This window comes from Nonomuraea sp. GTA35 (genome assembly GCF_041950525.1).
Taxonomy (GTDB): Bacteria; Actinomycetota; Actinomycetes; order Streptosporangiales; family Streptosporangiaceae; genus Nonomuraea.
In genome coordinates, this window is sequence record NZ_JBGNUV010000003.1 from 268,592 (window position 1) to 291,699 (window position 23,108).

Genomic DNA, 23,108 nt, shown 5'->3' on the forward strand with positions numbered 1-23,108 from the left:
TTGACACGAACGCCGTTCGTCACTAAAACGGTGTTCGTTGACGAACGCCGTTCGTTGACTAGAACACCGTTTGAAGGAGTTGTCATGACAGTGACCGCCTCCGGGGCGACGACCGAGGCCCCGCCCTACCGCTGGCGCTGGGTCGCCCTGTTCGTGATCCTGGCCGCCGAGGTCATGGACCTGCTGGACGCGCTCGTCACCGCGATCGCCGCCCCCACGATCCAGGAGGAGCTCGGCGGCTCCGAGAGCCTCGTGCAGTGGCTCGGCGCGAGCTACACCCTGGCCATGGCCGTCGGCCTGATCACCGGCGGGCGGCTCGGCGACCTGTTCGGCAAGAAGCGCATGTTCGTGATCGGCGCCGCCGGCTTCACCGTCGCCTCGCTGCTGTGCGGCGTCGCCGTCAGCCCCGAGATGCTCGTCGCGGGCCGGGCGGTGCAGGGCCTGTTCGGAGCCGTGATGTTGCCGCAGGGGCTGGGGCTGATCAGGGAGATGTTCCCGCCGCAGGAGATGGGCAAGGCGTTCGGCATGTTCGGGCCGGTCATGACCATCTCCTCCGTCGGCGGGCCCGTGCTGGCGGGCTGGCTGGTGGACGCCGACTTCTTCGGCACGGGCTGGCGCATGATCTTCCTGATCAACCTGCCCATCGGGCTGGCCGCCGTGCTGGCCGCGCTGCGCTTCCTGCCCGAGTTCCGCCTCTCCAACGCCACCCGGCTCGACCTGCCCGGCGTCGCGCTCGTCTCGATCGCCGCGTTCCTGCTGATCTTCCCGCTCATCCAGGGCCGCGAGGCGGGCTGGCCGGCCTGGACGTTCGTGTCCATGGCCGCCTCCGCCGCGCTGTTCGTCCTCTTCGGCCGGTACGAGTCGCGCCGCGCCAGGTCCGGCCGGGATCCGCTGGTCACGCCCTCCCTGTTCCGCAAGCGGGCCTTCATCGGCGGCCTGGTCTCCGGGCTGGCCTTCTTCTCCGGCATGACCGGATTCGGCGTCGTCTTCAGCTTCTACACGCAGGCCGGGCTCGGTTTCACCCCGCTCCAGGCGGGACTGACCGCGCTGCCGCAGGCCATCGGCGGCGTCGCCGGCTTCGCCCTGGCGATGGCCGGGCTGCAGGAGAAGCTGGGGCGCGGCCTCATGCAGATCGGCACCGTCGTGATGGCGGCCGGGGCGGCCGCGCTCGCCCTCACCATCCACGTGGCCGGGGTCGACGTCAGCGGCTGGCAGCTCGCTCCCGGGCTGACCCTGGTCGGCGTCGGGATGGGGCTGACCATGGCGCCGTTCTTCGACATCGTGCTGGCCGGCGTCGAGCCGCACGAGACGGGCTCGGCCTCCGGCACGCTGACCGGGGTGCAGCAGCTCGGCGGCGCCTTCGGCACCGCCGTGCTCGGCACGCTGTTCTTCGATCTGCTCGCCGACCAGTGGGAGTTCGGGGCGTCGATGGAGGTCACGGTGTGGGTCGAGGTCGGGCTGCTGCTGCTGACGTTCGCCCTGTCGTACCTGCTGCCGCGCCGCGCCCGCCCGGAGCAGCAGCCGCACGGTGCGTGACGCCCGCGCCGGGGCGCGCGATGCCGCTCGTCACCGCCATGGGGGTGTGCGGGCACGCCGTCATGGCGCGATGGGCCACCGTCGAGGTGCGCCGGCTTGCCATCAGGGGGTGATGTGCCGCTCGGCCCAGCGCGCGATGTCGCGGCGCTCGATCGCCGCCGCCATCAGGCCGGGGAAGGCGTCGGGCGTGCACGCGAACGCGGGCACGCCCATCGCCGCCAGCGCGGCGGCGTTCTCGTGGTCGTAGAACGGCGCGCCCTCGTCGGACAGCGCGAGCAGCACGATCACCTGCACCCCGGCCTGCGTCATCGCCGCCACCCTGCGCAGCATCTCCTGCCTGATCCCGCCCTCGTACAGGTCACTGATCAGGATGAAGATCGAATTGGCCGGCCGGGAGATGAGCCCCTGGCCGTAGGCGACGGCGCGGTTGATGTCGGTGCCGCCGCCGAGCTGGGTGCCGAACAGCACCTCCACCGGGTCGTGCAGCTGATCGGTGAGATCCACCACCGCCGTGTCGAACACGACGAGCGACGTCTTCAGCGAGCGCATCGACGCCAGCACCGCCCCGAACACGCTCGAATACACCACCGAGGCGGCCATCGAACCGCTCTGGTCGATGCACAGCACCACCTCCCGCTGCACCGAGCGCTGCCTGCGCGCGTAGCCCACCAGCCGGGACGGGACCACGGTGTTCCTGTCCGGCAGGTAGTTCTTCAGGTTCGCCCTGATCGTGCGGTCCCAGTCGATGTCGGCCACCCGCTTGGGCCGGTGCGTCCTGGCCGAACGGTCCAGCGCCCCCGACACGGCCGCCCTGGTCTTCTGCGCCAGCCTGCGCTCCAGCTCCGCCACCACCTTGCGCACCAGCGCCCTGGCCGACTCGCGGGCCTGGTCGGGCATGACCTTGTTGAGCGCCAGCAGGGTGCCGACCAGGTGCACGTCCGGCTCCACCGCCTCGAGCATCTCCGGCTCCAGGAGGAGCCTGATGAGGTTCAGCTTCTCGATCGCGTCCTTCTGCATGACCTGGACGACCGTGGACGGGAAGTACGTGCGGATGTCGCCCAGCCACCTGGCCACCCGCGGCGCCGACGCGCCGAGGCCGCCCTGCCTGCGGTCGCCGTCCTCGCCGCCCTGGCCGCCCTGCCCGCCCTGGTCGTAGACCGCGGCCAGGGCGGCGTCCATCCGCGCGTCCACGCCTTCCAGCCCGCACCCCGTGCCGTCGGCCGGACCGCCGCCGAGGACCAGCCGCCACCGCCGCATCCGCTCGTCCGCCGCGCTCATCGCCCCGCCACCCCTCCACGCCTGCCGTCTCGCCCGGCCACGCTCATCCGCTCGCCTTCCCGATGATCGAGAGCACGGTGGCGACGGCCGCCGCGGCGCGGCGCTCGTCCACGTCCTGCTCCCCTTCCCCCTCGTCGCGGCCGGCCGAGCGCACCCGCTCGCCGATCGCCCTGCGCTCCGGCGCGGCGAAGGCGCCGAACGTGCGGCGCAGCAGCGGCAGCACGTCCGTGAACTGCTCGCCGGACAGCCCGGTCAGCCAGCCGTCCACCAGGGCCAGCAGGCGCGGGTCGTGCACCAGCAGCAGCCCGCCCCCGGCCAGGAAGCCCTCGACCCACGCGGCCGCCCGCGCCGGAGCCTGGCCCCGTGACATGGCCCTGGACATGCGGTCACCGGCGTCGTCCAGCTCGCCGGAGTCCAGCAGGATCCTGGTCAGGCGGCCCTCGATGAGTCCGTGCAGGTCCTGCCGGTCGCTGATGCCCCGCAACGTGCCCAGCCAGCGCCCCCGGGGCCCCGCCCCGTCCGGAGCGCCGCCAGGTGTGTCGGGCAGGAGGGCGACGGCCGAGTGCACCGCGTCCACGTGCCTGAGCAGGTCCGCGGCCGCCCCGTCGTCCAGCCCCGTCACCGCCACCGGCAGCCCGACGCAGATCCGCTCCAGCATCGACCGCACGATCACCGCCAGCCCCTCCGCCGAGGTGCCGCGCACGTCGCCGTACCGGTGGGCGCGCACCATCGCGGGCAGCGCCGCCATCAGGTGGGTGACGTCCGTGTCGAGCGCCGCCTTGGCCGACAGCGCCGCCAGCACGTCCGGCAGCGCCTCCGGCAGGTCCGCCAGCAGGCACCGCTCCACCAGCGACGTCAGGTCGGCCAGCGCCGCCGACGACTCCCCCGCCAGGTCCGCGGCCCGCTGCGCCGCCGCCGCGACCACGGTGGTGCCGAGCGCGGCGTGCTCGATGAGCGCGAGGTCGTGCTCGGGACGCCATCGCAGCGTCCACGTCTCCCTGAACGTGCCCTTGCCGCGTGCCTGCCCCTGCGTGCCCCAGCCCACGCCGAGCAGCGCCAGCCGGTGCAGCAGGTGGCTGCGGTCGAGGTCGAGGGGTTTGCGCAGGTCGAGGTCGATCTCCCGGTCGAGCGCCTCCGGCTTGAGCTTGAGCCGCCGCTGCTGCTCGCGCAGGTCCCGCTGCAACGGCACCATCGGCGTGCCGTCGGAGACGTGGCCGAGCCGGTCGCCCACGACCATGCGCCGCTGGATCAGCTCCACGGCCAGGTCGTCGCCCTCGCACAGCACCGCCCTGGCCGCCTCGGTGACCTCGCCGAGCCCGGCCAGCGGCCTGCCGCGCAGGGCGGCCAGGCTGCCCGCGAGGCGTACGGCCTCGATGACGTGCGCCGACGACACGGCCAGCCCCTCGTCACGCAGCACCCCCGCCGCCTGCGCCAGCCACCGCTCCACGGGCCGGTCGGGCGCCTCGAACAGGTGGTGGTACCAGCCGGGCGAGGTGATCCCCGCGCCGTAGCCGCTCCAGGAGGCCAGCCGCCCGTACGTCCACGGCACCCACGTCAGCTCCGCCTTCACCTTCGGCAGGCCGCGCAGCACGGCGTTGTCCGCGGCGGCGGACGGCAGCGGGCCGGTCAGCGCGGGCACGTGCCAGGCGCCGCAGATCACCGCGATCCGGCCGAATCCCTGCTTGACGGCCGCGCGGAGGGTCTTGCGCATGTACGCCTCGCGCCTGGCCTCACGCCCGCCCGGCTCGTGACCCTCGCGTACGGCGGCCATGGCCTCGGCGATCACCTCGAACGGCGTGTCGCCGCCCCGGTGCTCGACGACGTCCTCCCACCAGCGTTCCGGGTCGTCGTACCCGGCCGCGGCGGCCAGCGCGCCGATGGGGTCCATCCGCATGCCAGGGTGCCGCTCGCGCTCCCCAGCGGCGTCCGGAGAGTCCTCTCCGTCGTCGTCCCCCGGGGCGTCCTCCTCGCGGTCGCCGGCCAGGGAGTGGGCCGCGGGCAGGTCGCAGAAGCGCACCGGGATGCCGGCGGACGTGCCGTACAGGATCGCCTGCCACTCGGGCGAGAACGCGGCGAACGGCCAGAACGCGGCCCGCGACGGCTCGCCCGGCACGTGGGCGAGCAGCGCGACCGGCGGCTCCAGGCCGGGCGCGAGCGTGACCAGGGCGTCGGCCTCGGGCGGGCCCTCGATGAGGATCGCGTCGGGCCGCAGCCGTTCGAGCTCCCGCCGCACGGCCCGCGCGGAACCAGGCCCGTGATGCCGCACCCCCAGGACCGACACACCGCTCACAGCACCTCCTCCTGGACCTGAACGCCGCCCACCCGGCCTCCGCACGTGGCCGGGACACCGCCCACCCGGCCTCCGCCGGCCGTCGGGACGCCGTTCATGACACCTCGCGGCAGGCGCGGTAGAAGTCGCGCCAGTCGGAGCGCTCGCGGACCACGGTCTCCAGGTACTCGCGCCACACCACCCGGTCCGACACCGGCTCCTGCACCACCGCGCCCACGATCCCCGCGGCCACGTCCGCCGGGCGCAGCACCCCGTCGCCGAAGTGGGCGGCCAGGGCGATGCCGTTGGTCAGGACCGAGATGGCCTCCGCCGTGGACAGGGTGCCGCTGGGCGACTTGACCTTGGTGCGGCCGTCCTCCGTGACCCCCGTGCGCAGCTCCCTGAACACCGTCACCACCCGCCGGATCTCCGCCAGCCCCGTCGCCGTCTCCGGCAGCTCCAGGGAGCGGCCGAGCTGGGCGACGCGGCGGGCGACGATGTCCACCTCCTCCTCGGCGGTGGCGGGGACCGGCAGCACGACGGTGTTGAAGCGGCGGCGCAGCGCGCTGGACAGCTCGTTGACGCCCCGGTCGCGGTCGTTGGCCGTGGCGATCACGTTGAAGCCGCGCTCCGCCTGCACCTCGCGGTTGAGCTCGGGCACCGGCAGCGTCTTCTCCGACAGCACGGTGATCAGGGCGTCCTGCACGTCGGACGGCATGCGGGTGAGCTCCTCGACCCGGGCCACCCGGCCCTCCGCCATCGCGCGCATGACCGGCGACGGGGTCAGCGCCTCCATCGACGGGCCCTCGGCCAGCAGCCGGGCGTAGTTCCAGCCGTACCGGATGGCCTCCTCGGCGGTGCCCGCGGTGCCCTGCACGAGCAGCGTCGAGTCGCCGCTGATCGCGGCGGCCAGGTGCTCCGACAGCCACGTCTTCGCGGTGCCGGGCACGCCGAGCAGCAGCAGCGCGCGGTCGGTGGCCAGCGTCGCCACGGCCACCTCGACGATGCGGCGCGCGCCGACGTACTTGGGGCTGATGCGCTCGCCGTCGCCCAGGATGTACGTGGTCACCGCCCACGGCGACAGTTTCCAGCCCGGCGGCCTGGGCCGGTCGTCGTCCTTGGCGAGGAAGGCCAGCTCCTCGGCGTACTGGTCTTCCGCGTGCGGGCGCAGAACGGTCATCGGGAAAGCTCCTTGTACATGTCAGCACGGAAACGCAGCAGGGCGGCGACCTGCTGGATGGGCTCGGCCGGCGAGTAGTCCTCGGCCAGCTCGAACAGGGCCGGGTCGATGTGCTCGCCCGCCAGCTTGACCAGCTCGCCGAGGTTCCACGGCTGCGTGGTGTTCACCTTCACGATCTTGTTGAGCACGGCCGTCGCCAGGCCCTCGCGCCAGTGGGACGACACGCCGCCCAGCACCATGATCAACTGGCTGTCGAGGTCGTGGCCGCGTACGAACCGGGCGGCCAGCTCCTGCTGCTCCTCGGGCGGAAGGCATTCGAGCAGGTCGGCGATCGGGTCCCAGCCGAACATCGCCCGTGCCCACTCAGGGTCGCGCTGGAGCACCGCGGCGCGTACCCAGGCCGCCTTCACCTCGGCGTCCCAGTCGGGGATCTTCATCGCCAGCAGGGCCTGCGGCCGGCCCCACAAGGACAGGGGGGCGCGGGAGATGATCTGCTGCAGCCACCAGGCGCGCTCGCCGATGCCGCGGGGCGGCTTCGGGCGCACGCCGTCGCGTTCCATCTCCTTGTCGCAGGCCGCGGGCGCCTCGACGGAGATCGCGTCGCCGCTGATCGTCACGCAGGCGCGCACCCGCTCGGCCATGCGCTGCGACAGGCGCGAGCCGGGCAGGCGGGTGAGCAGGTTGGCGGCGGCCTGGCGCACCTCCCTGCGGCGGTCGTCCAGCGCCTGCTCGAGGAACGGCTCGTCCGCCATGCTCAGCCCGTCGGCCAGCACCTCCACGAACCCCGCCCGGTCGTCGGGCGTCTCGCGCTCCCACGTGCTCTCCAGCAGCCGCCTGGCCTGGCCGGGGTCGGCCGCCCTGAGCGTGCTCAGGTGGGCGCGCCGGTCGGCGGCGCCGCCCAGCTCCCACGTCTCGCCCGTCGGCTCCTCCAGCAGGTACGCCCAGGCCGGGTTGAGCCCGGCCAGCCAGCGGCCGCGCTGCCCGGCCAGCACGCCGAGATGCACCCTGATCGAACGGTCGCGGCGGCCGCGTTCCAGCAGCTCGGGCAGCACGTACGCGGGCACCCTGCGGCCCGTGGCGGCGGCCGCGGCCAGCCATTCGGGGATCAGCCTCTCGTGCTCGCCGCCGAGCAGCCTGCCCAGCCGCTCGGCCGCGCGCCTGCCCACCGCCTCGCGCTCCTCGCCGGGCGCGGGCTCCATGCCGCCGGGCTCGTTCACCCGGCGGCCCGCGCGCCGCCGCGCCACCTCGACGGCCGCCGCTTCGAGCAGGTCGCCGGGGTACGGTCTGCGGTCGGTGCCCACGAGCGCCGTCGAGGCCAGGTCGTCCCAGCCGGTCACAGGATCACCGTCGTTCCGTCGTCGTCCCAGGTGGTCAGGGGGCGCAGGCCCTGCGGCGTCCACTCGACCGCCACCGTGAGCGGGCGCCCGCCGGAGACGGCGATCAGCCGCCAGGGGTCGTGCGCGCGGGGGTGGAGCGGGAGGCCGCCGATGGCGGTGCGGCCGGGGATCACGCCGGCGAGGACCAGCGGCCACGACTCGGTCCACGGATCCTCGGCCAGCACCCACGCCACCTCGTCGAGCGCCTCGTCAGGCGACACCCCGGGCGGCACGGCCGCCGACCGCGCGGCGGGCGCGACAGGCCCAGCGGGCGCGACAGGCCCGGCCGCCAGTGGCGCGGCAGACCCGGCATGCCCGGCGGGCGCGGCAGGCGCGGCAGGCGCGGCGCGCGATGGCGCGGCGGGTGGGGGGATCGTGGCGTGGCGGGTGGCTACGAGGGCGCGGAGGGCGGCGGCGCCCGGGTAGTAGGTGAGGTCGGCGTCGATGGTCGTGCCCGTGACCAGGGAGGCGTCCAGCGGCTGGCCCTGCGGGGCGAACGACAGGATGAGGGCGGGCCGGCCGGTGCGGCGGCCCCGGAGCCAGACGCGGCGGGCCGTCAGCCGGTCCTGGGACTCGTCGCGCCCGCCCAGCACGTCCCAGTGATCGCGCACCGGCGGCCCGGCCAGGACCTCTTCCCTCGTGACGGGGAAGCCGGTGCGGATCAGCACGGTCTGGGCCAGGGGCTCCGTGAGCTCGGCCCGGCGGCGGTAGGCGACGGCGAGCAGGTTGACGAGGGCGTACTCCTCCAGGAGCCGCCCCGGCCAGCCCTCCTCGGCGCGCACCCGCGCCAGCCGGGACACGACGCCGGCCACGCCGGGTGCCTGGGCGTCGATGAGCCGCTTGGCCAGGCCGTCCCAGTCGTGCTCCTGTGCGCCCGCCAGCCCCTGCCGCACCTGGTCGGCCAGCCACCTCTCCAGCTCGGCCAGCCCGGCTGCCACCCGCTGATGACGTACGGACTCCACCCGCCCCCCGGAGCCGGGCGGAACACCCCCGCCCTGCCCACCCTGCCCAACGCCCGCACCAGCACCAGCACCAGCACCAGCACCAGCACCAGCACCAGCACCAGCACCAGCATCGAAGGGAATGCCCAGGTCGATGCCCGGGGCAGACAGGTCGGAGCCGGAGGCCGAAGGGTCCGTGCCCGGGGCCGATAGGTCGGAGCCGGAGGCCGAGAGGTCGGGGCCCGGCTGGGGGCCGTCGTCGCCGGCGGCCAGGCGGGCGCGGGCGGCGTCGAGCCGGGCCGCCGACCTGGCGGCGCGCTCGGCGCGCCCGTCCAGCCACTCCGTCACCCACTGCGGCGCCGCCTCCTGGGCGGGCACCCCGTCGGCGGACCACAGGAGCAGCAGCCCGAGCGCGTGCTTGCACGGGAACTTCCTGCTCGGGCAGCTGCACCGGTACGCCGGCTCGCTCAGGTCGACGGCCGCCAGGTAGGGCTTGGCGCCGCTGCCCTTGCACTCGCCGTACAGCACGGTGCCCGTCGTGCCGCGCAGCGACCACTTGCCGGCAGCCGCCACCCCCTGCGCCGCCTTCTGGGACGACGCGTCGGGGGCGAGGGCGAGCACCTGATCGCGGCTCCACCGTTCAGTCACCTGCCGCAGATTACCCAGGCGTACCGACAATCCGCGCGGCGTCCGGATGATCCCGGACGTCCGGGTTCAGCCCGCGCTCACCTCGGCCGCCGACAGGTAGGAGCCTCCGCTGGCGCGGTGCCCTTCCAGCCGGACGTAGCGGGCCTGCACGGCCTCGAACGTGGCCGTCTTGAGCCGGGCGTCCAGCGCCCACGTGCCCGCCGCGACCTCGGTGAACGTCTGGCCGTCCGTGCTGACGTAGACCTTGTGGTCGAGGATCGTGCCGTTGAGGTTGCCGTCGAAGCGGGGCTGGTAGTCGATCTTCGAGATCTGCTTGACCTCGCCCAGGTTGAGGGTGATCGACTGCGGGAGCGGGGTGGGCGGCGAGTACTCGGAGTGCCAGAACGTGCCGATGTCCCCGTCCACGGCCCGTTCGGGGCCGAAGCCGGCGTGGAAGCTGCTGGCGTACACCTGCGGCTCCGTGCAGCCCTCCGTGACGGTGACCGGGATCTCCGCGCTGTGGTCGCCGGCGCGTACGGTGATCCGGTGCTCGCCGGGGGGCGTGTCCCTGGGCGCGGTGATCCTGACGACGGCGGTGGCGGCCTGCCCGGCGGGGACGTCCAGGGTGCCGGTGGCGGGGGTGGCGGTCAGCGGGTCCTGCGCGGTCACCCGCAGCGGCCTGGAGATCGCCTCGCCGGTGTTGTTGACGACCCTGGCCGCCACCTCGGCCTGCCGTACGGCCAGCTCGCAGTGGTCCAGCGCGACGCGGCTCGGCGTCACCGACTCCTGCACCGGCAGCCCGGCGGCGAGCAGCGCCCAGCCGAACGGCGCGTCCGCGTAGTACGTGCCGCGGCACGCCGCCGGGGCCGAGCGGGGACGGCCGGCGTCGAACGACGGCTTGCAGGCGGCGCGGTCGGGCAGGTCGGCGTCGTAGGCGGTGTCCAGCCCGGCCGAGAGCACCTGGCCGCGGGCGAACAGGTACCCGCTGTGGCTGCGGCTCTGCGCGTCGGCCTTGTCGAAGAGCGCGTCGCTGTACGCCTTCGCCCCGGTCAGGTCGGCCCAGAACGCCTGCGGCGCGCAGCCGATCGGCTGGTCCGCGGCCGGCACGGCGCAGCGGGCGGCCCTGAAGTCGCCGCCGAGGACGGGGACCTGCGCCTGCGGGAACCTGGCGGCGGCCAGCGCGGTGAACGCGGCGGTCGCCGTGGCCGGGTCGCCGCCGGGGTGGACGGCGAGGAGCGGCACCTGGAGGGTGCCGTCGCGCCTGGCCGCTGCGGTGTACGCCTGGTCCTCGTCCTGCACGCGCTCGTACCCGGAGGGCCGCGAGCCGGTCATGGTGTCGGCGTTCAGGATGATCGCTGTCTCGCGCACCGAGCCGTCGGCCTGGAACGCCGCGCGTTCCCCGGCCACCTCCACGCGGTACCGGTACCCGGTGGCCCTGCTCAGACTGGAGGCCAGGCGGCGGGCGCCGGGGCCGAGCACCTCGTTGAGCACGAGCGCGTCGGGCGCGGCGGGCAGCTTCGCGGCCAGCCGGGCGGCGAGGTTCTCCAGGTCGGTGGTGTCGGCGGCGTCGGCCGGGCGGAGCGAGTCCTGCAGGTTGGCGTGCACCACGAGCACCTGGCCCGCGGGGGTCCTGGGCAGCTCGGGAGCGGTGGTGGAGCCGGCCGCGGGCACGGCGCCCAGGGGGACGAGCGCGAGGGCGGCGGCGAAGTAGACGGATCTCCTCATGGCTCACGCGTCCTGGAGTGCGGGTCGGCCGGACTCGACGACGAACGACTTGCGTACGGAGGCGGTGCCGTCGGCCGTGGTGACCTTGTCGACGACGACGTAGTCGGCCCGCATGGTGTCCCTGGCGACGTGGCAGCGGATGTAGCCGCGCTGGTTGTTGAAGAACTTCAGGTGCGGGTTGGCCGCCAGCCACTCGGCCCCGCCGGTGGTCATGTCGGAGCCGTTGCCGCCGGAGGTGATCGAGGTGCCGAGGAACTCGACGCCCACGGTCGGGGAGCCGGGGTCGGCGAAGTCGGCCTTGAGCTCGGCGGCGCAGTTGACGTGCGCGTCGCCGGTGATCACCACCGGGTTGGCGACCTTCCGCTCGGTGATCCCGGCCCAGAGGCGGTCGCGCTCGGCGGCGTACCCGTCCCAGGTGTCGGGGTTGAGCTGCTGCAGCCCGGGGTCGGTGAGCCGGTCGAGCTGGAACATCTGCACCTGGTTGGCCAGGATGTTCCAGGTGCTGCGGGAGCGGCCGAGGCCGTCCAGCAGCCAGGCGGCCTGCTGCTCGCCGAGCATGGTGCGGCTCGGGTCGAGCCGGGCGGCGATGTCGGCGGCGCTGCGGAACTGCCGCTCGTCCAGGACGTGGAACGTGGCCAGCCTGCCGTACGGGATGCGCTGGTACATCGACAGGTCCGGCCCCGTGGGCAGGGCCGAGGGGCGCATCGGCTGGTTCTCGAAGAAGGCGCGGAAGGCGGCGGCGCGGCGGCGCAGGAAGTTCTCCGGGGTGCCGCCGGTGGGCGACAGGTCGGCGCCCCAGTTGTCCTCCACGTCGTGGTCGTCGAGCGCGAAGAACCAGGGCGCGACGGCGCGGGCGGCCTGCAGGTCGGGGTCGGAGTTGACCAGGGCGTGGCGCAGCCGGTACTGCGACAGCGTCATGGTGGGGGCGTTGTGCGCGGCCGACAGCGGCGTCCTGCGCTGGCCGCCCGTGGCGCCGATGGCCAGCTCGTAGATGTAGTCGCCGAGGTGCCCGATCAGGTCGAGGTCCTGGGCGGCCATGTCGCGGTAGGCGGTGTAGAAGCCGCTCTCCCACTGCTGGCAGGAGGCGTAGGCGAAGGAGATCTCGCTGTTCCAGCGGGGGTCGGGGGCGGTCTTCGTGCGGCCGACGCGGCTGGTCTCGTCGCCCGCCGCGAAGCGGTACCAGTACTCGCGGCCCGGGCGCAGCCCGTTCACCTCGACGTGGACGGCGTGGGCGAGCTCGGGCCTGGCGGTGGCCACGCCCTTGCGGACGACGCGGCGCATGCCGTCGTCCTCGGCGACCTCCCACCGCACCGGCACGCCGGCCCGCGGCATGCCGCCGAGCCCGTCGTCGGCCAGCGGCTCGGTGGCGAGCCTGGTCCACAGCACGACGCTGTCGGGGCGGGGGTCGCCGGAGGAGACGCCCAACGTGAACGGGTTCGCGGGCAGCGCGGGGGTGCGGTCGGTCGCCCCGGCGGGCACCTGGCCCAGCGCGACGAGTCCCGCTACGCCGCCGGCGTACGTGAGCATCTGGCGGCGGGAGGCCCTGCTGTCGAGCAGCGAGCGCCACTGGTCGGGTTTCACCTGGTCTTGCCTCATTCGTGGGTCTGATTGCCGGTGAAAAAATATTAAAATATGAGGAACCGTACGCCAGGTGAACGGACAAGGTCATCAACAGAGACAGCACTTGTCCGAAATATCCTCATAAACTCTGCATGTGGAGTTGTGGATCTACCCCGACGGCCCGTCCACCGAGGTCCCGGACGAGGCGGCGGCCCTGGCCAGCCCGCTCGCCGGGCAGCTCGTCCTCGACGGCAACCGCTTCCTGCGCAGGGACGTCACAGGCGCCCCCGTCGCCTTCGTCGAACGCCCGCCCATCGCCGAGGCCCTCGACCTGCTCCCCCACCCGGAGGGCGGCTGGTTCAAGGAGACCTATCGCTCGCCCGTCACGTTCACGCCGGACGGCTATCCGGGGCCCCGGGCCAGCGCCACCGCCATCTACTTCCTGCTGCACCCGGGCGAGGAGTCCGTGCCGCACATGGTCACCTCGGCGGAGATCTGGCTGTGGCACCGCGGCGGGCCGCTCGACCTGACGATCGGGGACGAGACGGTCGTCCTCGGCCCCGGCGTCGAGCACGGCCAGGTGCCGCAGGCGGTCGTGCCGGGCGGCGTGTGGCAGTCGGCCCGCCCGGCGGGTGACACGGAGGTGCTGGTGAGCTGCCTGGTCTCGCCGGGCTTCGACTTCGCCGACTTCCACGCCTGACAGGAGAAGCTCCCGACCGGACGTGCTGCGCCGTCCGGCCGGGAGCTTCGGTCTACTGCGGTCGCGCCGCGTCAGTGGAGCATCAGTTCGGCGGGACCGCCGGCGGCCTGAAGATCTCCCAGACGCGATAGGCGCGCGTCCACCACTTCGACCCGAACCCCTGCGAACGCGGAGCCTCCGACGCGTACGGCTTGGAGGCCGGGCCGTGTCCGGTGCCCTGCCACGCGATGCCTTCCGTCTCGGTCCTGCTGCTCCTCGTGTACGCCCCGGTGGGCCGGGCTCTCCCCAGCTGCTCGTCGATCGAGCGTTTCTGCGCTTCGCTCAGCCCGCGCGACTGGCTCTGGCTGGGGTTCGGCGCGTTGCGCTGCGCCTTGGGCGGCGACTGCCGCTGGACCGACCTGCGACTGGTCGGGCGGGTTGCGGGCCGGTGCCTGACCGTGGCCTTGGAGGGCCTGCTCGCCCGCCTGGTCACTGCCCTGCGCGCGGCCTCGGCCCGTCGCCTGGCAGCCGCGGCCCTGCGCTGCGCCGCCGCCGCCCGTCGCCTGGCAGCCGCCGCTGCCGCCCGCTGCCTGGCCAGCGCGGCCTTCTTCCTGGCCGCCAGCGCCGCCCGCTTCCTGGCGGCCTCGGCGGCCCGCTTCCTCGCCGCCTCGGCCGCCTTCTTCCTGGCGGCCTCGGCGGCCCTGCGCCTGGCCGCCTCCAGGGCGCGCTTCCTGGCCGCCTCGGCGGCCCTGCGCCTGGCAGCGGCGAGCGCCGCACGCCTGGCCGCCGCGGCCGCCGCCCGCCTGGCAGCGGCCTGGGCCAGCCGCCTGGCGATGGCACGCGCCGCGATCCTCGCCGCGATGCCGACGGCGAACCAGAACAGCTGACCGTCGGGGTCGCTCATGGTGACGGGGCTGTTGTTGGCGTAGGCGTAGGCGTTGAGCTGCTGCGGATCCTCCTCGTCGATGATCGGGTCCACCGAGAGGAAGCGGCCGTTGGCCGGGTCGTACTCGCGGGCGCCGAGGTGGACGAGGCCGGTGGTCGCGTCCTTGGTGCCGCCGACGAACCCGCGCTGCCCCGGCCACCACGGCGGTGGCGAGCCCCGGTCCTCGCCGAACGGGGTCTGCCTGCGTACGGCCAGCTCGCCGTTGCCGGCGTTCACCATGGCCTGCGCGGTGCCCTGGTGGTCGTTGGCCATGAGGTAGACCTGGTTGTCCGGCGTGCGCACCGCGATGGCCTCGCCGCCGATGGTGTAGTAGCGGGTCTGCTCGACGGCGTCCTTGGCGTAGTCGAGACGCAGCTCCATGTCGTCGATGTAGAGCGTGGCGTCGGTGGGCGTCTTGCGGAGCAGGCGGTCGCCGTCCGCGTCGTAGACGAACGAGGTCGTCTTGCCGGCCTCGGTCACCGACTCCAGGTTGCCCTCGGCGTCCCACACCAGGCTCTGGTCGGAGTTGCCGACCTTGCGCCTGGTCGTGTTGCCCGCCGCGTCGTACTCGAACAGGTCCTGTCCGACAGCCTGCAGCGCGTGCGGCTGCTTGCCGCCCGCCGTGGGGTAGGTGAAGGTGCGTACGCTCTCGCCCCCGCTGCCGAAGGCGTGCTTGGTCTCCTTGGTCCGGTTGCCGGTGACGTCGTAGGCGTAGCTGACCGCGTACGGGGCCACGCCGCCGATCGTGGCGGACTGCGGGGTACCGCTGGCGCAGTCGTCCGTGGCCGTCCACGCCGAGGTCAACCGGCGCAGATGGTCATGGGTGAAGCACTGCGTGTCCTGGTTCGCCTTGTCCGCGATCTTGGTGACGTTGCCGGCCGCGTCGTAGGTGTAGGCGAGGTCCAGGTCGCTGGAGGCGGCGCCCGACCGGTCCAGCCGCATGCCGGTCAGCCTGCGGGTGCCCTCGTCGTGGGTGTAGGTGAGCCAGGTCTTCTTGTCGCCGTCGCCGAGCTCGTACTGCAGGGTCTCGCCGAGCTTGGAGTAGCGGGCCGCGCTCACGTACGCCGACAGGCCGGTGACCTTGGTCGGCTGGCCGAGCGCGTCGTAGGTGTAGACGACCTGCTCCTCCGCCAGCCCGCCGCCCGCCGGGAAGCTGATCGACTGGACCTGGTCGTCGAGCGTGTAGCGGGTGTTGAGCTGGTAGGAGCCCGCCAGCTTGCCCTCCCGTGCCGGGACGGTCACGGTCTGGCGGAGGGTGCGGTAGTCGGCGTCGATCGCGTCGATCTCGGCCTTGTACGCCTGCCCGTCCACGTACCGGATGCTGGCGTTCAGGTGGCCCTTGGCCAGGGCGTCGTACTTCCACTCGGCCAGCAGCGTGCCGCTCGCCGAGCCCTCGCGCAGCTGCGTCTTGCGGCCCAGCGCGTCGTAGCCGTACCACAGGGTCTTGCCGCGCGAGTCGGTCGTGGTGACGATCTCGTCGGCGTCGTTGTACGTGGTGGTCGTGACGCCCTTGTCCGGGTCCTCGGTCTTGATCTCCCGGCCGCGGAAGTCGTAGTGGTGGCGCCAGACGTTGCCCGCCGGGTCGGTCACCGTGGACAGGCGTCCCGCGTGGTCGTAGGCGTACTTGGTGGACTCGTACTCGCCGGTCGGGGTCGCGCCCTTGTACTGGCGCAGCTCGATCAGCCGGTCCTCGGCGTCGCCGATGCGGGTCGTCGCCGTGCCGCCCGGCGGCGGGGTGATGTGGATCCGGTCACCCTCCTCCTTGGCGGTGACGCGGTACTTCTCCGCGCCCTTCACCTTGAAGACCTCGGCGTTCTTCTCGCCCGTGCCGTCGAACAGCGACACGACCTGGCTCGGCACGGCGGCGTCGGCCACCGCCAGCAGCGCGGTGGACGGCGTTCCCGTGGCGAAGTAGCCGGTGTTCTGCTTGTACTCCTCGCCCTGGGAGTTGTAGAAGGTGTCGGTGATCGTGCGGCCGTCGCGCAGCGCCGGGTCCTGCGTCTGGTCGTCGGTGGGCGCGGGTTCCTGGGTCTGGCGCTCGCGCATCAGGCCGTCGTACAGCTCGTGGCTGACGGTGTAGCCGCCGTCCGCGCGCAGCGTCCTGGTGGTGACGACGCTGGGCCCGTCGGAACGCACCGTGTAGGAGTACTCGGTGCTGGGCGACTGCCCTGCCGCCTTGCTGCGGTCGGGCTGCCAGACCTTGATCAGGCGGCCCAGCGCGTCGTACTCCAGGTCGACGCGGCGGTTGTTGGCGTCGATCTCGGAGACGGGCTCGCCCCAGGCCGGTTCGAGCTGGGTGCGCTCCAGGTGGCCGAGCTGGTTCGTCTCCGTGGTCTCCCTCGCCGGGGCACCGGCGGCGGGACTGTAGGCGGTCACGGACTTGGTGCCGACCGGGTCGGTCTCGCTGGTCTCCCGGCCGTAGGCGTCGTAGGTGTGGGTGCTGCCGGTGATCGTCTGGCCGTCGGCCGAGACGACCTCCTGGACCGCGGTCACGTCGCCCTTGGTCGGGGGCTGGCCGTTCGCCTGGCCGTCGTACTGGACCTTCTCGTCGGAGAGCACCTCACCGGCGGCCAGCGTGGAGACCGCGGTGCCGCAGCCGGCCGCGACCTTCTGGACACGGCTGGGGTAGTCGAGCATCCAGGACGTGTCGTTGCGGGCGTAGGTGTAGCGGGTGCACTCGTCGTCGTCCGTGCTGGCCAGGTCACCCTTCTCGTCCACCTGCAGGAGCAGGCCCTTGGTGTCGTACTCGCGTTCCTCGCCGGTGCGCCGCCACTTGCCGCCGGGCATCGCGGCGCGGGTGACCATGGACTTGGGCTGGACCACGTACGCGGCCTTGGTGACGCCGCCCTGCGTGGACTCGGCCGTCTTGACCGACCACGGCTGCTGCGCGGTCGCGGTCAGGAGCGTTCCGCCGTCGCCGTCGAAGAGGATCTCCTCCCGCTCGAACCCGGCGAGCTGGTCCAGGTCGTCCAGCTTGACGCCCTCGGAGTCCTCCACCTGCGCGACGCGCTTGGAGCCGTCGGCCTGCTTGTCGCCGTGCATGCCGCGGAAGTAGCGGAACTCCGTCAGCGTGCGCTTGGTGTCCTGCCCGTCACCCTCGCGCACCCGTACCCTGCCGAACCCGCGGAAGTCCGACCACGTACGGTGCTCGGGCTTGACCAGGACGTTCTCGGCGTAGCGCCAGGCGGCGCCGTCCAGGTACTCGTAGTCGGTGACCACGTTCGGGGAGCCGGCGACCCGGTCGACCTCGACGGTCTGGGTGACCAGGTACTTGTGGAACCAGTCGGTGACCTCGGCCTCGTTCGGCGGGGCCCAGCGCTGCGGGAAGCAGCGCCTGGTGTTCTTGTCCGCCGCCGGTACGTCGCCCGGCTTGCAGTCGGCCGCCGAGTAGTTGATCCGCAGCTCGCCGCCGGACTCGTTGTTGATGGCCTGCACCCGCCACTTGACCAGCGGGGCGCGGCCCTCCAGGGCGTCCACCCGGTTGGGCAGCTGCACGCCGGTGAACTTCACCGGGGGCAGCGTGATCGTGCCGCCCACGTGGCCGGTCTGCTGGATCGAGGCCAGCCACAGCGCCGGGCTCATGCCGTCACCCGAGGCGGGGAACTGGTGGGCCAGCGCCCAGGAGTCCACCGGGTAGTACTGCCCGGCGGCGTTGAGCACCTGGGTGGTGACCTTGGTCAGCCGCTTGCGCGTGAAGAACGTCGGCGCCAGGCGGTCGACGCACTTCACTCCCGCGTCGCAGATCTGGTCGAACGGGACGTCCGGCCAGTGGCTCGCGGTCTCCTTCTTCAGCTCGGCGGGCGCGCAGGTGACGGTGCCGCTGGGCAGGCAGCGCTCGGCGGTCTCGAACAGCACCCGGGCGGCCGGCGTCCTGGTGAACAGCTCGTTCTTCAGGTAGCCGTAGTCGATGCGGGTGAGGTAAGCGCCGCGCACGTACGGGGTGCCCAGCTCCGGCTTCATGTTGCGGCCGTAGTGGTTGGTCTCCTGGGCGTACCAGTAGGTGGTGGCGTTGCCGTGGGTGTCCACCTCGGAGTCGAGGTTCCACCGGTAGGCCTGCTGGCACCAGGCGTTGGCCGGGGTGCTGCTGTAGCAGGGCTCACCGCTGTTGTTGCCGAACACCGGCACCGTCTGCACCGACTTGGTCTCGGCCTTGCCGCTCACCCAGCCGGGCAGGCGGTTGAGGCCGAAGGTGTACTGGGTGCCGTCCGGTGTGGTCACCCGCCAGTGCTCGCCGTTGTTGTCGCCGTTCGTGGCACCGGTCAGCGCCTCGATCCGGGTGCCGTCGTCGCGCTTGGGCCGCCACTGCTTGGTCGTGGCGTCCTTGACCAGCTCGACCGACGAGTCGCCCATGGACATGATGGCGTTGTCCTGGTCCCAGCACAGGTCGCCGGTCTTCTTGCCGTCGATCATGCAGGACTTGTAGCGGCGCTCGATGTAGCCGCCCGGGTTCAGCTCGAAGCCCTCACCGGCCCAGGACGCCTGGTTGTTGGTGGAGGCGGTGCGCCCGTCCACGCTCTGCGAGGAGTAGCCCAGCGACACGCCCGGCTCCTCGCCGCCCAGCGACGGAGGCGTACGCAGGTCGTAGCTCCAGGTGAAGTCGCCCGACTGGGTGCCGACGCTCCAGTCCGACGAGGCCGCCAGGGAGGTGGCCGCGTGGTCGCCCGACGGGCCGGACGCCGCCGCGGTCAGCGCGTACAGGCCGCCCGTCTCGACCTCGGCGGTCACCGTGCCGCTCGTGGCGTTGTTGTCGCTCTTCACCGGCTGCGGCGCGGCGCAGCCGGCCGCGCCGGTCAGCGCGCACTCCTCCAGCTTCACCAGGCGCAGCCGGGAGCCGTAGTCACCGCCGTAGGCGTACCGGAAGCCGGAGTAGTCCACCTCCAGGCGGGTCTTGACCGGCTTGGCCGCGGCCGCCGCCGCCACCCCCTGCCCCGGCGTGACGCGCATCGCCAGGCCGAGACGGTCGGTGTCGAGCAGCTCGACGCTGATCGGGGCCGTCGCCTGCGCCGCCTTGGCCGTCCCCGGCGCCAGCTTCACCGGGAAGCCGGCCTTCAGGGTGGTGACCGAGCCGCCCAGCTCCGCCTTCTGCGGCTTGGGCCAGGTGACGGCGGGCGCCGCCTTCCAGGCCTGCTTGGCGACGGGATCCGCCAGCGGCGGCTTGACGGGCACCTTCCCGCCCGTCACCGGCGTCTCCTTCTGCACGGCCGGCGCCGAGCGCGGGGCCGCGTAGGCGGGCATGGCGTACGCCATCTCCACCATCAGGACGATCGAGAGAACAGGGGCCAGCCTGCGGGGCCAGCGCGATTCGGGTTTGGCTTCCCGCGTCGCGAAACGATTCCACGACGAGTCGGGGCGATCCGGTTCCTGGGGGGTTGGTTGCAGGCCGTTCCATCGGGAGTCAGGCAGGTCTAACTCACTCGGCTGATCCATTGAGCTCCTCCGGGGGTTACGGGGAGACCGGCTGAGCGAGCTGTGCGGTGCTCAGCCAGCCGTCGACAGTCGCGAGAGCCCGGTGGGGTCTCGCTGCTCGAGGAGACGATCTTGACGGCGCGGCCAGCCTTTCCCTGGCTCCATGACACGATCACCGCCGATGATCGAATCGTCACCTCCGGGCCCCCGTTGGTCCAGACTTTTGCGCTTTCTGCTCAAATCTTCTTCAGAGGTAAGGCCCTCTCTGAAATTTTTCGCCCGGCCCGGCCTTCCCGAGCGGAGGAGCGAACGCGGTCAGCCGGGCATCACCGTCCTGACCGGCTGATCGCCAGGTTTACCGGCGGCCTGCCGGTAAGGGGCGGGACATGGACACCAAGGAATGGACCGTGCGCATCGCGCTCACCGAGGCCGGTGACGACACCTCGGCGCAGGCGACGCTGACCACCGCGAAAGGCGAGCAGGTGACCGGGACCGGCCGGGCGCGCCGCAATCCGGCGGACCCGTCGAAGCCGGTGATCGGGGACGAGCTGGCCGCCTCGCGCGCGCTGGCCGACCTGGCACATCACCTGGCGGTCATCGCAAATCACGATATTTCGGAGTCGGCCGCGGAATCCCCGCCTCCCACCCGCTCGTGGTGATCACGGTGCTCGACGCGTACGGCGCGCGCCGCCCACCTCGCGGGCGCCCCGCCCGGCGGCGCGGTCGCCCAGTGGCCGGTGCTGCGGCACACGGCCGGCTGAACCTGCCATTGACCCTTCATGGGCAAGATGCACGCCGACGAGGCGGAAATCGACGTTTCTCTGGTACGCCGCCTGCTGGCCGCGCAGTTCCCGCAAGGGGCGGATCTGCCCGTCGAACCGTTCCCCTCCTCCGGGACGGTCGACGCGGTCTACCGGCTGGGCGAACACCTGTCCGTACGCCTGCCGCGCATCGAGAACGGCGTCGGCGACGCGACGTGGGCGCGCGGCAGGGGCTGGGCGCTGTCGATGGCGCTCATCCAGCTCCCCTACTACCTGCACACCAGCCCGGGGATCGCGGCCAACGCCAGGTACGTGATCGGCCAGGTACCGGCCGGCAGGATCACGGACCGGCCCCTGGGGTAACGTCCGTCCCGTCGCGCCGACCGCACAAGGAGAGACCCATGATCCGCAAGGCCGTGATCCCGGTGGCCGGGCTGGGCACCCGGTTGCTGCCCCTGACGAAGGCGCTGCCCAAGGAGATGCTGCCGATCGGCGACAAGCCGGTCATCGAGCACACCATCCGCGAGCTCGTGGACTCCGGCATCGACGAGATCACCATCGTGACCTCGGCCCGCAAGGAGCTCGTCCAGCGGCATTTCGCCCCTGACGGCGACCTGGAGCGGGAGCTGCGCGCGTCCGGCAAGGACGACCTGGCCGACGCGGTGGCCGAGCTGTCGTCGCTGGCCCACATCACGTACCTGTACCAGCGCGGCCCGTACGGCAACGGCACGCCGGTGCTGAACGCCGCGCGGGTCATCGGCGACGAGCCGTTCATGGTGTTGTGGGCCGACGACGTGTTCGTGGCCGAGGTGCCCCGCGCCAGGCAGCTCAAGGCCGCCTACGCCGCCACGCGCGCCCCGGTGCTGGCCCTGATGCCGATGGCGGTCGAGGACGCCGCCCGCTACGGCGTGCCGATCGTCGAGGAGGACCTCGGCGGCGGCCGCCTGCGCATCTCGGGGCTGGTGGAGAAGCCGCGCCCGGAGGAGGCCCCCTCCCAGTACGCCGCCATCGGCGGTTACGTCGTCACCCCCGGGGTGGTCGCCGAGCTGGAGGCCGCCACGCGCCGCTGGCACGAGCATCCCGAGGGCGAGATCTACCTCACCGACGCCCTGCACCGCCACGCCGCGGCCAACCCGGTGTACGGCCAGGTCATCGACGGCACCTGGTGGGACACCGGCTCGCCGCTCAACTACCTGCGGGCGCAGTTCGCCGCGGCGCTGGCCGATCCGGTCTACGGGCCGGAGCTGCGCAAACTGGCGCGGGAGAGCTAGCGTCTACGAAAGAACTTACGAGGAGGGCACCGGTGAGCCGACAAATCGTTTCCATCGTGGGCGGCAAGGACGCGCAGGCCGCGAGCACGTACGAGTCGATCAACCCCGCCCGCACGGGCGAGGTCGTGGCGCGGGTCGGCCTGGCGGACGCGGAGACGTTCGCCGCGGCCTGCCGCACCGCCAAGGAGGCGCAGCGCGAGTGGGCCAAGGTGCCCGCGCCGGTGCGCGGCCGGGTGATCGCCTCGATCGGGCGGCTGGTGGAGGCCAACACCGAGCGGCTGGCCAGGCTGGTGACCGAGGAGATCGGCAAGCCGTACGCCGAGGCGCTGGGCGAGGTCAGGGAGATCGTGGACACCTGCGACTTCTTCCTGGGCGAGGGCCGCAGGCTGTACGGGCAGACGGTCCCGTCGGAGATGCCGGACAAGAACCTGTTCACGTTCAGGAACCCGATCGGCGTGGCGGCGGTGGTGACGGCGGGCAACTTCCCGGTGGCCGTCCCGTCGTGGTACCTCGTCCCGGCGCTGCTGTGCGGCAACGCCGTGGTGTGGAAGCCCGCCGAGTACGCCGCCGCCTCCGCGCACGCCCTGTTCCGGCTGTTCACGGCGGCGGGCCTGCCCGACGGCGTGCTGAACGTCGTCTTCGCCGGCGGCGCCGACACCTTCAGCGGCCTGGAGCGGGCGCTCGGCGAGGGCACGGTGCAGAAGGTGGGTTTCACCGGCTCCAGCGAGGTGGGCAGGAAGATCGGCGAGCTGACGGGCCGCCACCTGCAGTCGGCCTGCCTGGAGCTGGGCGGCAAGAACCCGATGGTGATCATGCCGGACGCCGATCTCGACCTCGCCGTCGAGGGCGCGCTGTTCTCCGGCTTCGGCACCGCCGGCCAGCGCTGCACCAGCCTGGGCACGGTGATCGTGCACGAGAGCGTGCACGAGGCGTTCGTGGAGCGGTTCGCGCGGGCGGTCGGCGCGGCCAGGATCGGCGACCCGGGCCAGGACGTGCTGGCGGGGCCGCTGCTGGACCACAAGTTCGCCGAGCGGTACGAGGAGTACCTGACCTGGATCGAGCCGCACCACCGGGTCGTCACCGGGGCGACCGGCCGGATCACGAAGGACAACCCGCGCGGCGGCTTCGACGGCGGCGACGGGCTCTACTACCACCCGGTCGTGGTGGACGGCGTGCGCCCTGGAGACCGGCTGTTCATGGAGGAGACGTTCGGCCCGATCGTGGGCGTGACCGCGTTCTCCACCATGCGGGAGGCGCTCGACCTGGCCAACCTGCCCGGTTACGGCCTGTCGAGCTCCATCTACACCACGAACCCGCAGCACGCCTTCCGCTTCAGGGAGGGCATCTCGGCGGGCATGGTCAGCGTCAACAACTCCACCTCGGGTGCCGAGGCGCACCTGCCGTTCGGCGGCAACGGCAAGTCGGGCAACGGCAGCCGCCAGTCGGGCATGTGGGTGCTCGACCAGTTCACCCGCTGGCAGGCGATGAACTGGGACCACTCGGGGCGCCTGCAGAAGGCGCAGATGGACGTGGCGGACATCGTCCCCGACCTGGACTTCCGCCTGGCATGAGCG

At 72.8% G+C, this 23,108-nt stretch carries 14 protein-coding genes; 6 read left to right on the top strand and 8 right to left on the bottom strand.

The genetic code is table 11. The annotated features are described in order from the left end of the window. Positions 1-84: 84 nt before the first annotated feature. Entirely contained in the window at positions 85-1,536 is a 1,452-nt protein-coding gene (locus ACBJ32_RS14420; protein WP_375127131.1) for a DHA2 family efflux MFS transporter permease subunit, read from the top strand. A 102-nt stretch (positions 1,537-1,638) separates the two neighbouring features. Here ACBJ32_RS14420 and ACBJ32_RS14425 read toward each other — a convergent pair whose 3' ends face one another. From ACBJ32_RS14425 to ACBJ32_RS14455, 7 genes are all read right to left on the bottom strand, one after another. Next, positions 1,639-2,814 carry a VWA domain-containing protein gene (locus ACBJ32_RS14425; RefSeq protein WP_375127132.1) on the bottom strand — a complete coding sequence of 392 codons (1,176 nt, stop codon included), beginning with the start codon at positions 2,812-2,814 and terminating at the stop codon, positions 1,639-1,641. A gap of 43 nt (positions 2,815-2,857) precedes the next feature. Beyond that, positions 2,858-5,104, bottom strand: a complete 2,247-nt coding sequence (locus ACBJ32_RS14430) for a DUF5682 family protein (protein WP_375127133.1) — start codon at positions 5,102-5,104, stop codon at positions 2,858-2,860. A 94-nt stretch (positions 5,105-5,198) separates the two neighbouring features. Further along, positions 5,199-6,263: an AAA family ATPase gene (locus tag ACBJ32_RS14435; RefSeq protein WP_375127134.1), complete on the bottom strand. Its 1,065-nt coding sequence runs from the start codon at positions 6,261-6,263 to the stop codon at positions 5,199-5,201. Then, a complete protein-coding gene (locus tag ACBJ32_RS14440; protein ID WP_375127135.1) occupies positions 6,260-7,600 on the bottom strand; it encodes a DUF5691 domain-containing protein in 1,341 nt (446 codons plus the stop codon). Before ACBJ32_RS14440 ends, ACBJ32_RS14435 begins: the two co-directional genes overlap by 4 nt. After that, on the bottom strand, positions 7,597-9,228 hold the full coding sequence (locus ACBJ32_RS14445; protein ID WP_375127136.1) for an SWIM zinc finger family protein: 1,632 nt from the start codon (positions 9,226-9,228) through the stop codon (positions 7,597-7,599). The genes ACBJ32_RS14440 and ACBJ32_RS14445 overlap by 4 nt, the downstream gene beginning before the upstream one ends. A gap of 66 nt (positions 9,229-9,294) precedes the next feature. Then, a complete protein-coding gene (locus ACBJ32_RS14450) occupies positions 9,295-10,932 on the bottom strand; it encodes a discoidin domain-containing protein (RefSeq protein ID WP_375127137.1) in 1,638 nt (545 codons plus the stop codon). A 3-nt stretch (positions 10,933-10,935) separates the two neighbouring features. Beyond that, entirely contained in the window at positions 10,936-12,513 is a 1,578-nt protein-coding gene (locus tag ACBJ32_RS14455) for an alkaline phosphatase D family protein (RefSeq protein ID WP_375127138.1), read from the bottom strand. Positions 12,514-12,646: 133 nt separating this feature from the next. Between ACBJ32_RS14455 and ACBJ32_RS14460 the strand changes: the two genes are divergently transcribed. Next, entirely contained in the window at positions 12,647-13,192 is a 546-nt protein-coding gene (locus tag ACBJ32_RS14460) for a cupin domain-containing protein (protein WP_375127139.1), read from the top strand. Positions 13,193-13,274: 82 nt separating this feature from the next. On the opposite strand, the gene ACBJ32_RS14465 is transcribed toward ACBJ32_RS14460, so the two are convergent. Then, on the bottom strand, positions 13,275-19,352 hold the full coding sequence (locus ACBJ32_RS14465; protein WP_375127140.1) for an RHS repeat domain-containing protein: 6,078 nt from the start codon (positions 19,350-19,352) through the stop codon (positions 13,275-13,277). 536 nt (positions 19,353-19,888) lie between these two features. Between ACBJ32_RS14465 and ACBJ32_RS14470 the strand changes: the two genes are divergently transcribed. From ACBJ32_RS14470 to ACBJ32_RS14485, 4 genes are all read left to right on the top strand, one after another. Continuing rightward, entirely contained in the window at positions 19,889-20,161 is a 273-nt protein-coding gene (locus ACBJ32_RS14470) for a DUF1876 domain-containing protein (protein WP_375127141.1), read from the top strand. 120 nt (positions 20,162-20,281) lie between these two features. Further along, positions 20,282-20,626 (top strand): hypothetical protein, encoded by a 345-nt coding sequence (locus ACBJ32_RS14475; RefSeq protein WP_375127142.1) that lies wholly within the window; start codon positions 20,282-20,284, stop codon positions 20,624-20,626. Between the two features lie 38 nt (positions 20,627-20,664). After that, the gene (locus tag ACBJ32_RS14480; RefSeq protein ID WP_375127143.1) at positions 20,665-21,534 is read left to right on the top strand and encodes a UTP--glucose-1-phosphate uridylyltransferase; all 870 of its coding nucleotides are present in this window, start codon (positions 20,665-20,667) and stop codon (positions 21,532-21,534) included. 32 nt (positions 21,535-21,566) lie between these two features. Further along, on the top strand, positions 21,567-23,105 hold the full coding sequence (locus ACBJ32_RS14485; RefSeq protein WP_375127144.1) for an aldehyde dehydrogenase family protein: 1,539 nt from the start codon (positions 21,567-21,569) through the stop codon (positions 23,103-23,105). Positions 23,106-23,108: the final 3 nt, after the last annotated feature.

Excerpts from the sequence above, each read along its gene's own strand:
- ACBJ32_RS14420 (WP_375127131.1), top strand. The coding sequence starts at position 85 with ATGACAGTGACCGCCTCCGGGGCGACGACCGAGGCCCCGCCCTACCGC.
- ACBJ32_RS14425 (WP_375127132.1), bottom strand. The coding sequence starts at position 2,814 with ATGAGCGCGGCGGACGAGCGGATGCGGCGGTGGCGGCTGGTCCTCGGC.
- ACBJ32_RS14435 (WP_375127134.1), bottom strand. The coding sequence starts at position 6,263 with ATGACCGTTCTGCGCCCGCACGCGGAAGACCAGTACGCCGAGGAGCTG.
- ACBJ32_RS14450 (WP_375127137.1), bottom strand. The coding sequence starts at position 10,932 with ATGAGGAGATCCGTCTACTTCGCCGCCGCCCTCGCGCTCGTCCCCCTG.
- ACBJ32_RS14465 (WP_375127140.1), bottom strand. The coding sequence starts at position 19,352 with ATGGTGGAGATGGCGTACGCCATGCCCGCCTACGCGGCCCCGCGCTCG.
- ACBJ32_RS14470 (WP_375127141.1), top strand. The coding sequence starts at position 19,889 with ATGGACACCAAGGAATGGACCGTGCGCATCGCGCTCACCGAGGCCGGT.
- ACBJ32_RS14475 (WP_375127142.1), top strand. The coding sequence starts at position 20,282 with ATGGGCAAGATGCACGCCGACGAGGCGGAAATCGACGTTTCTCTGGTA.
- ACBJ32_RS14480 (WP_375127143.1), top strand. The coding sequence starts at position 20,665 with ATGATCCGCAAGGCCGTGATCCCGGTGGCCGGGCTGGGCACCCGGTTG.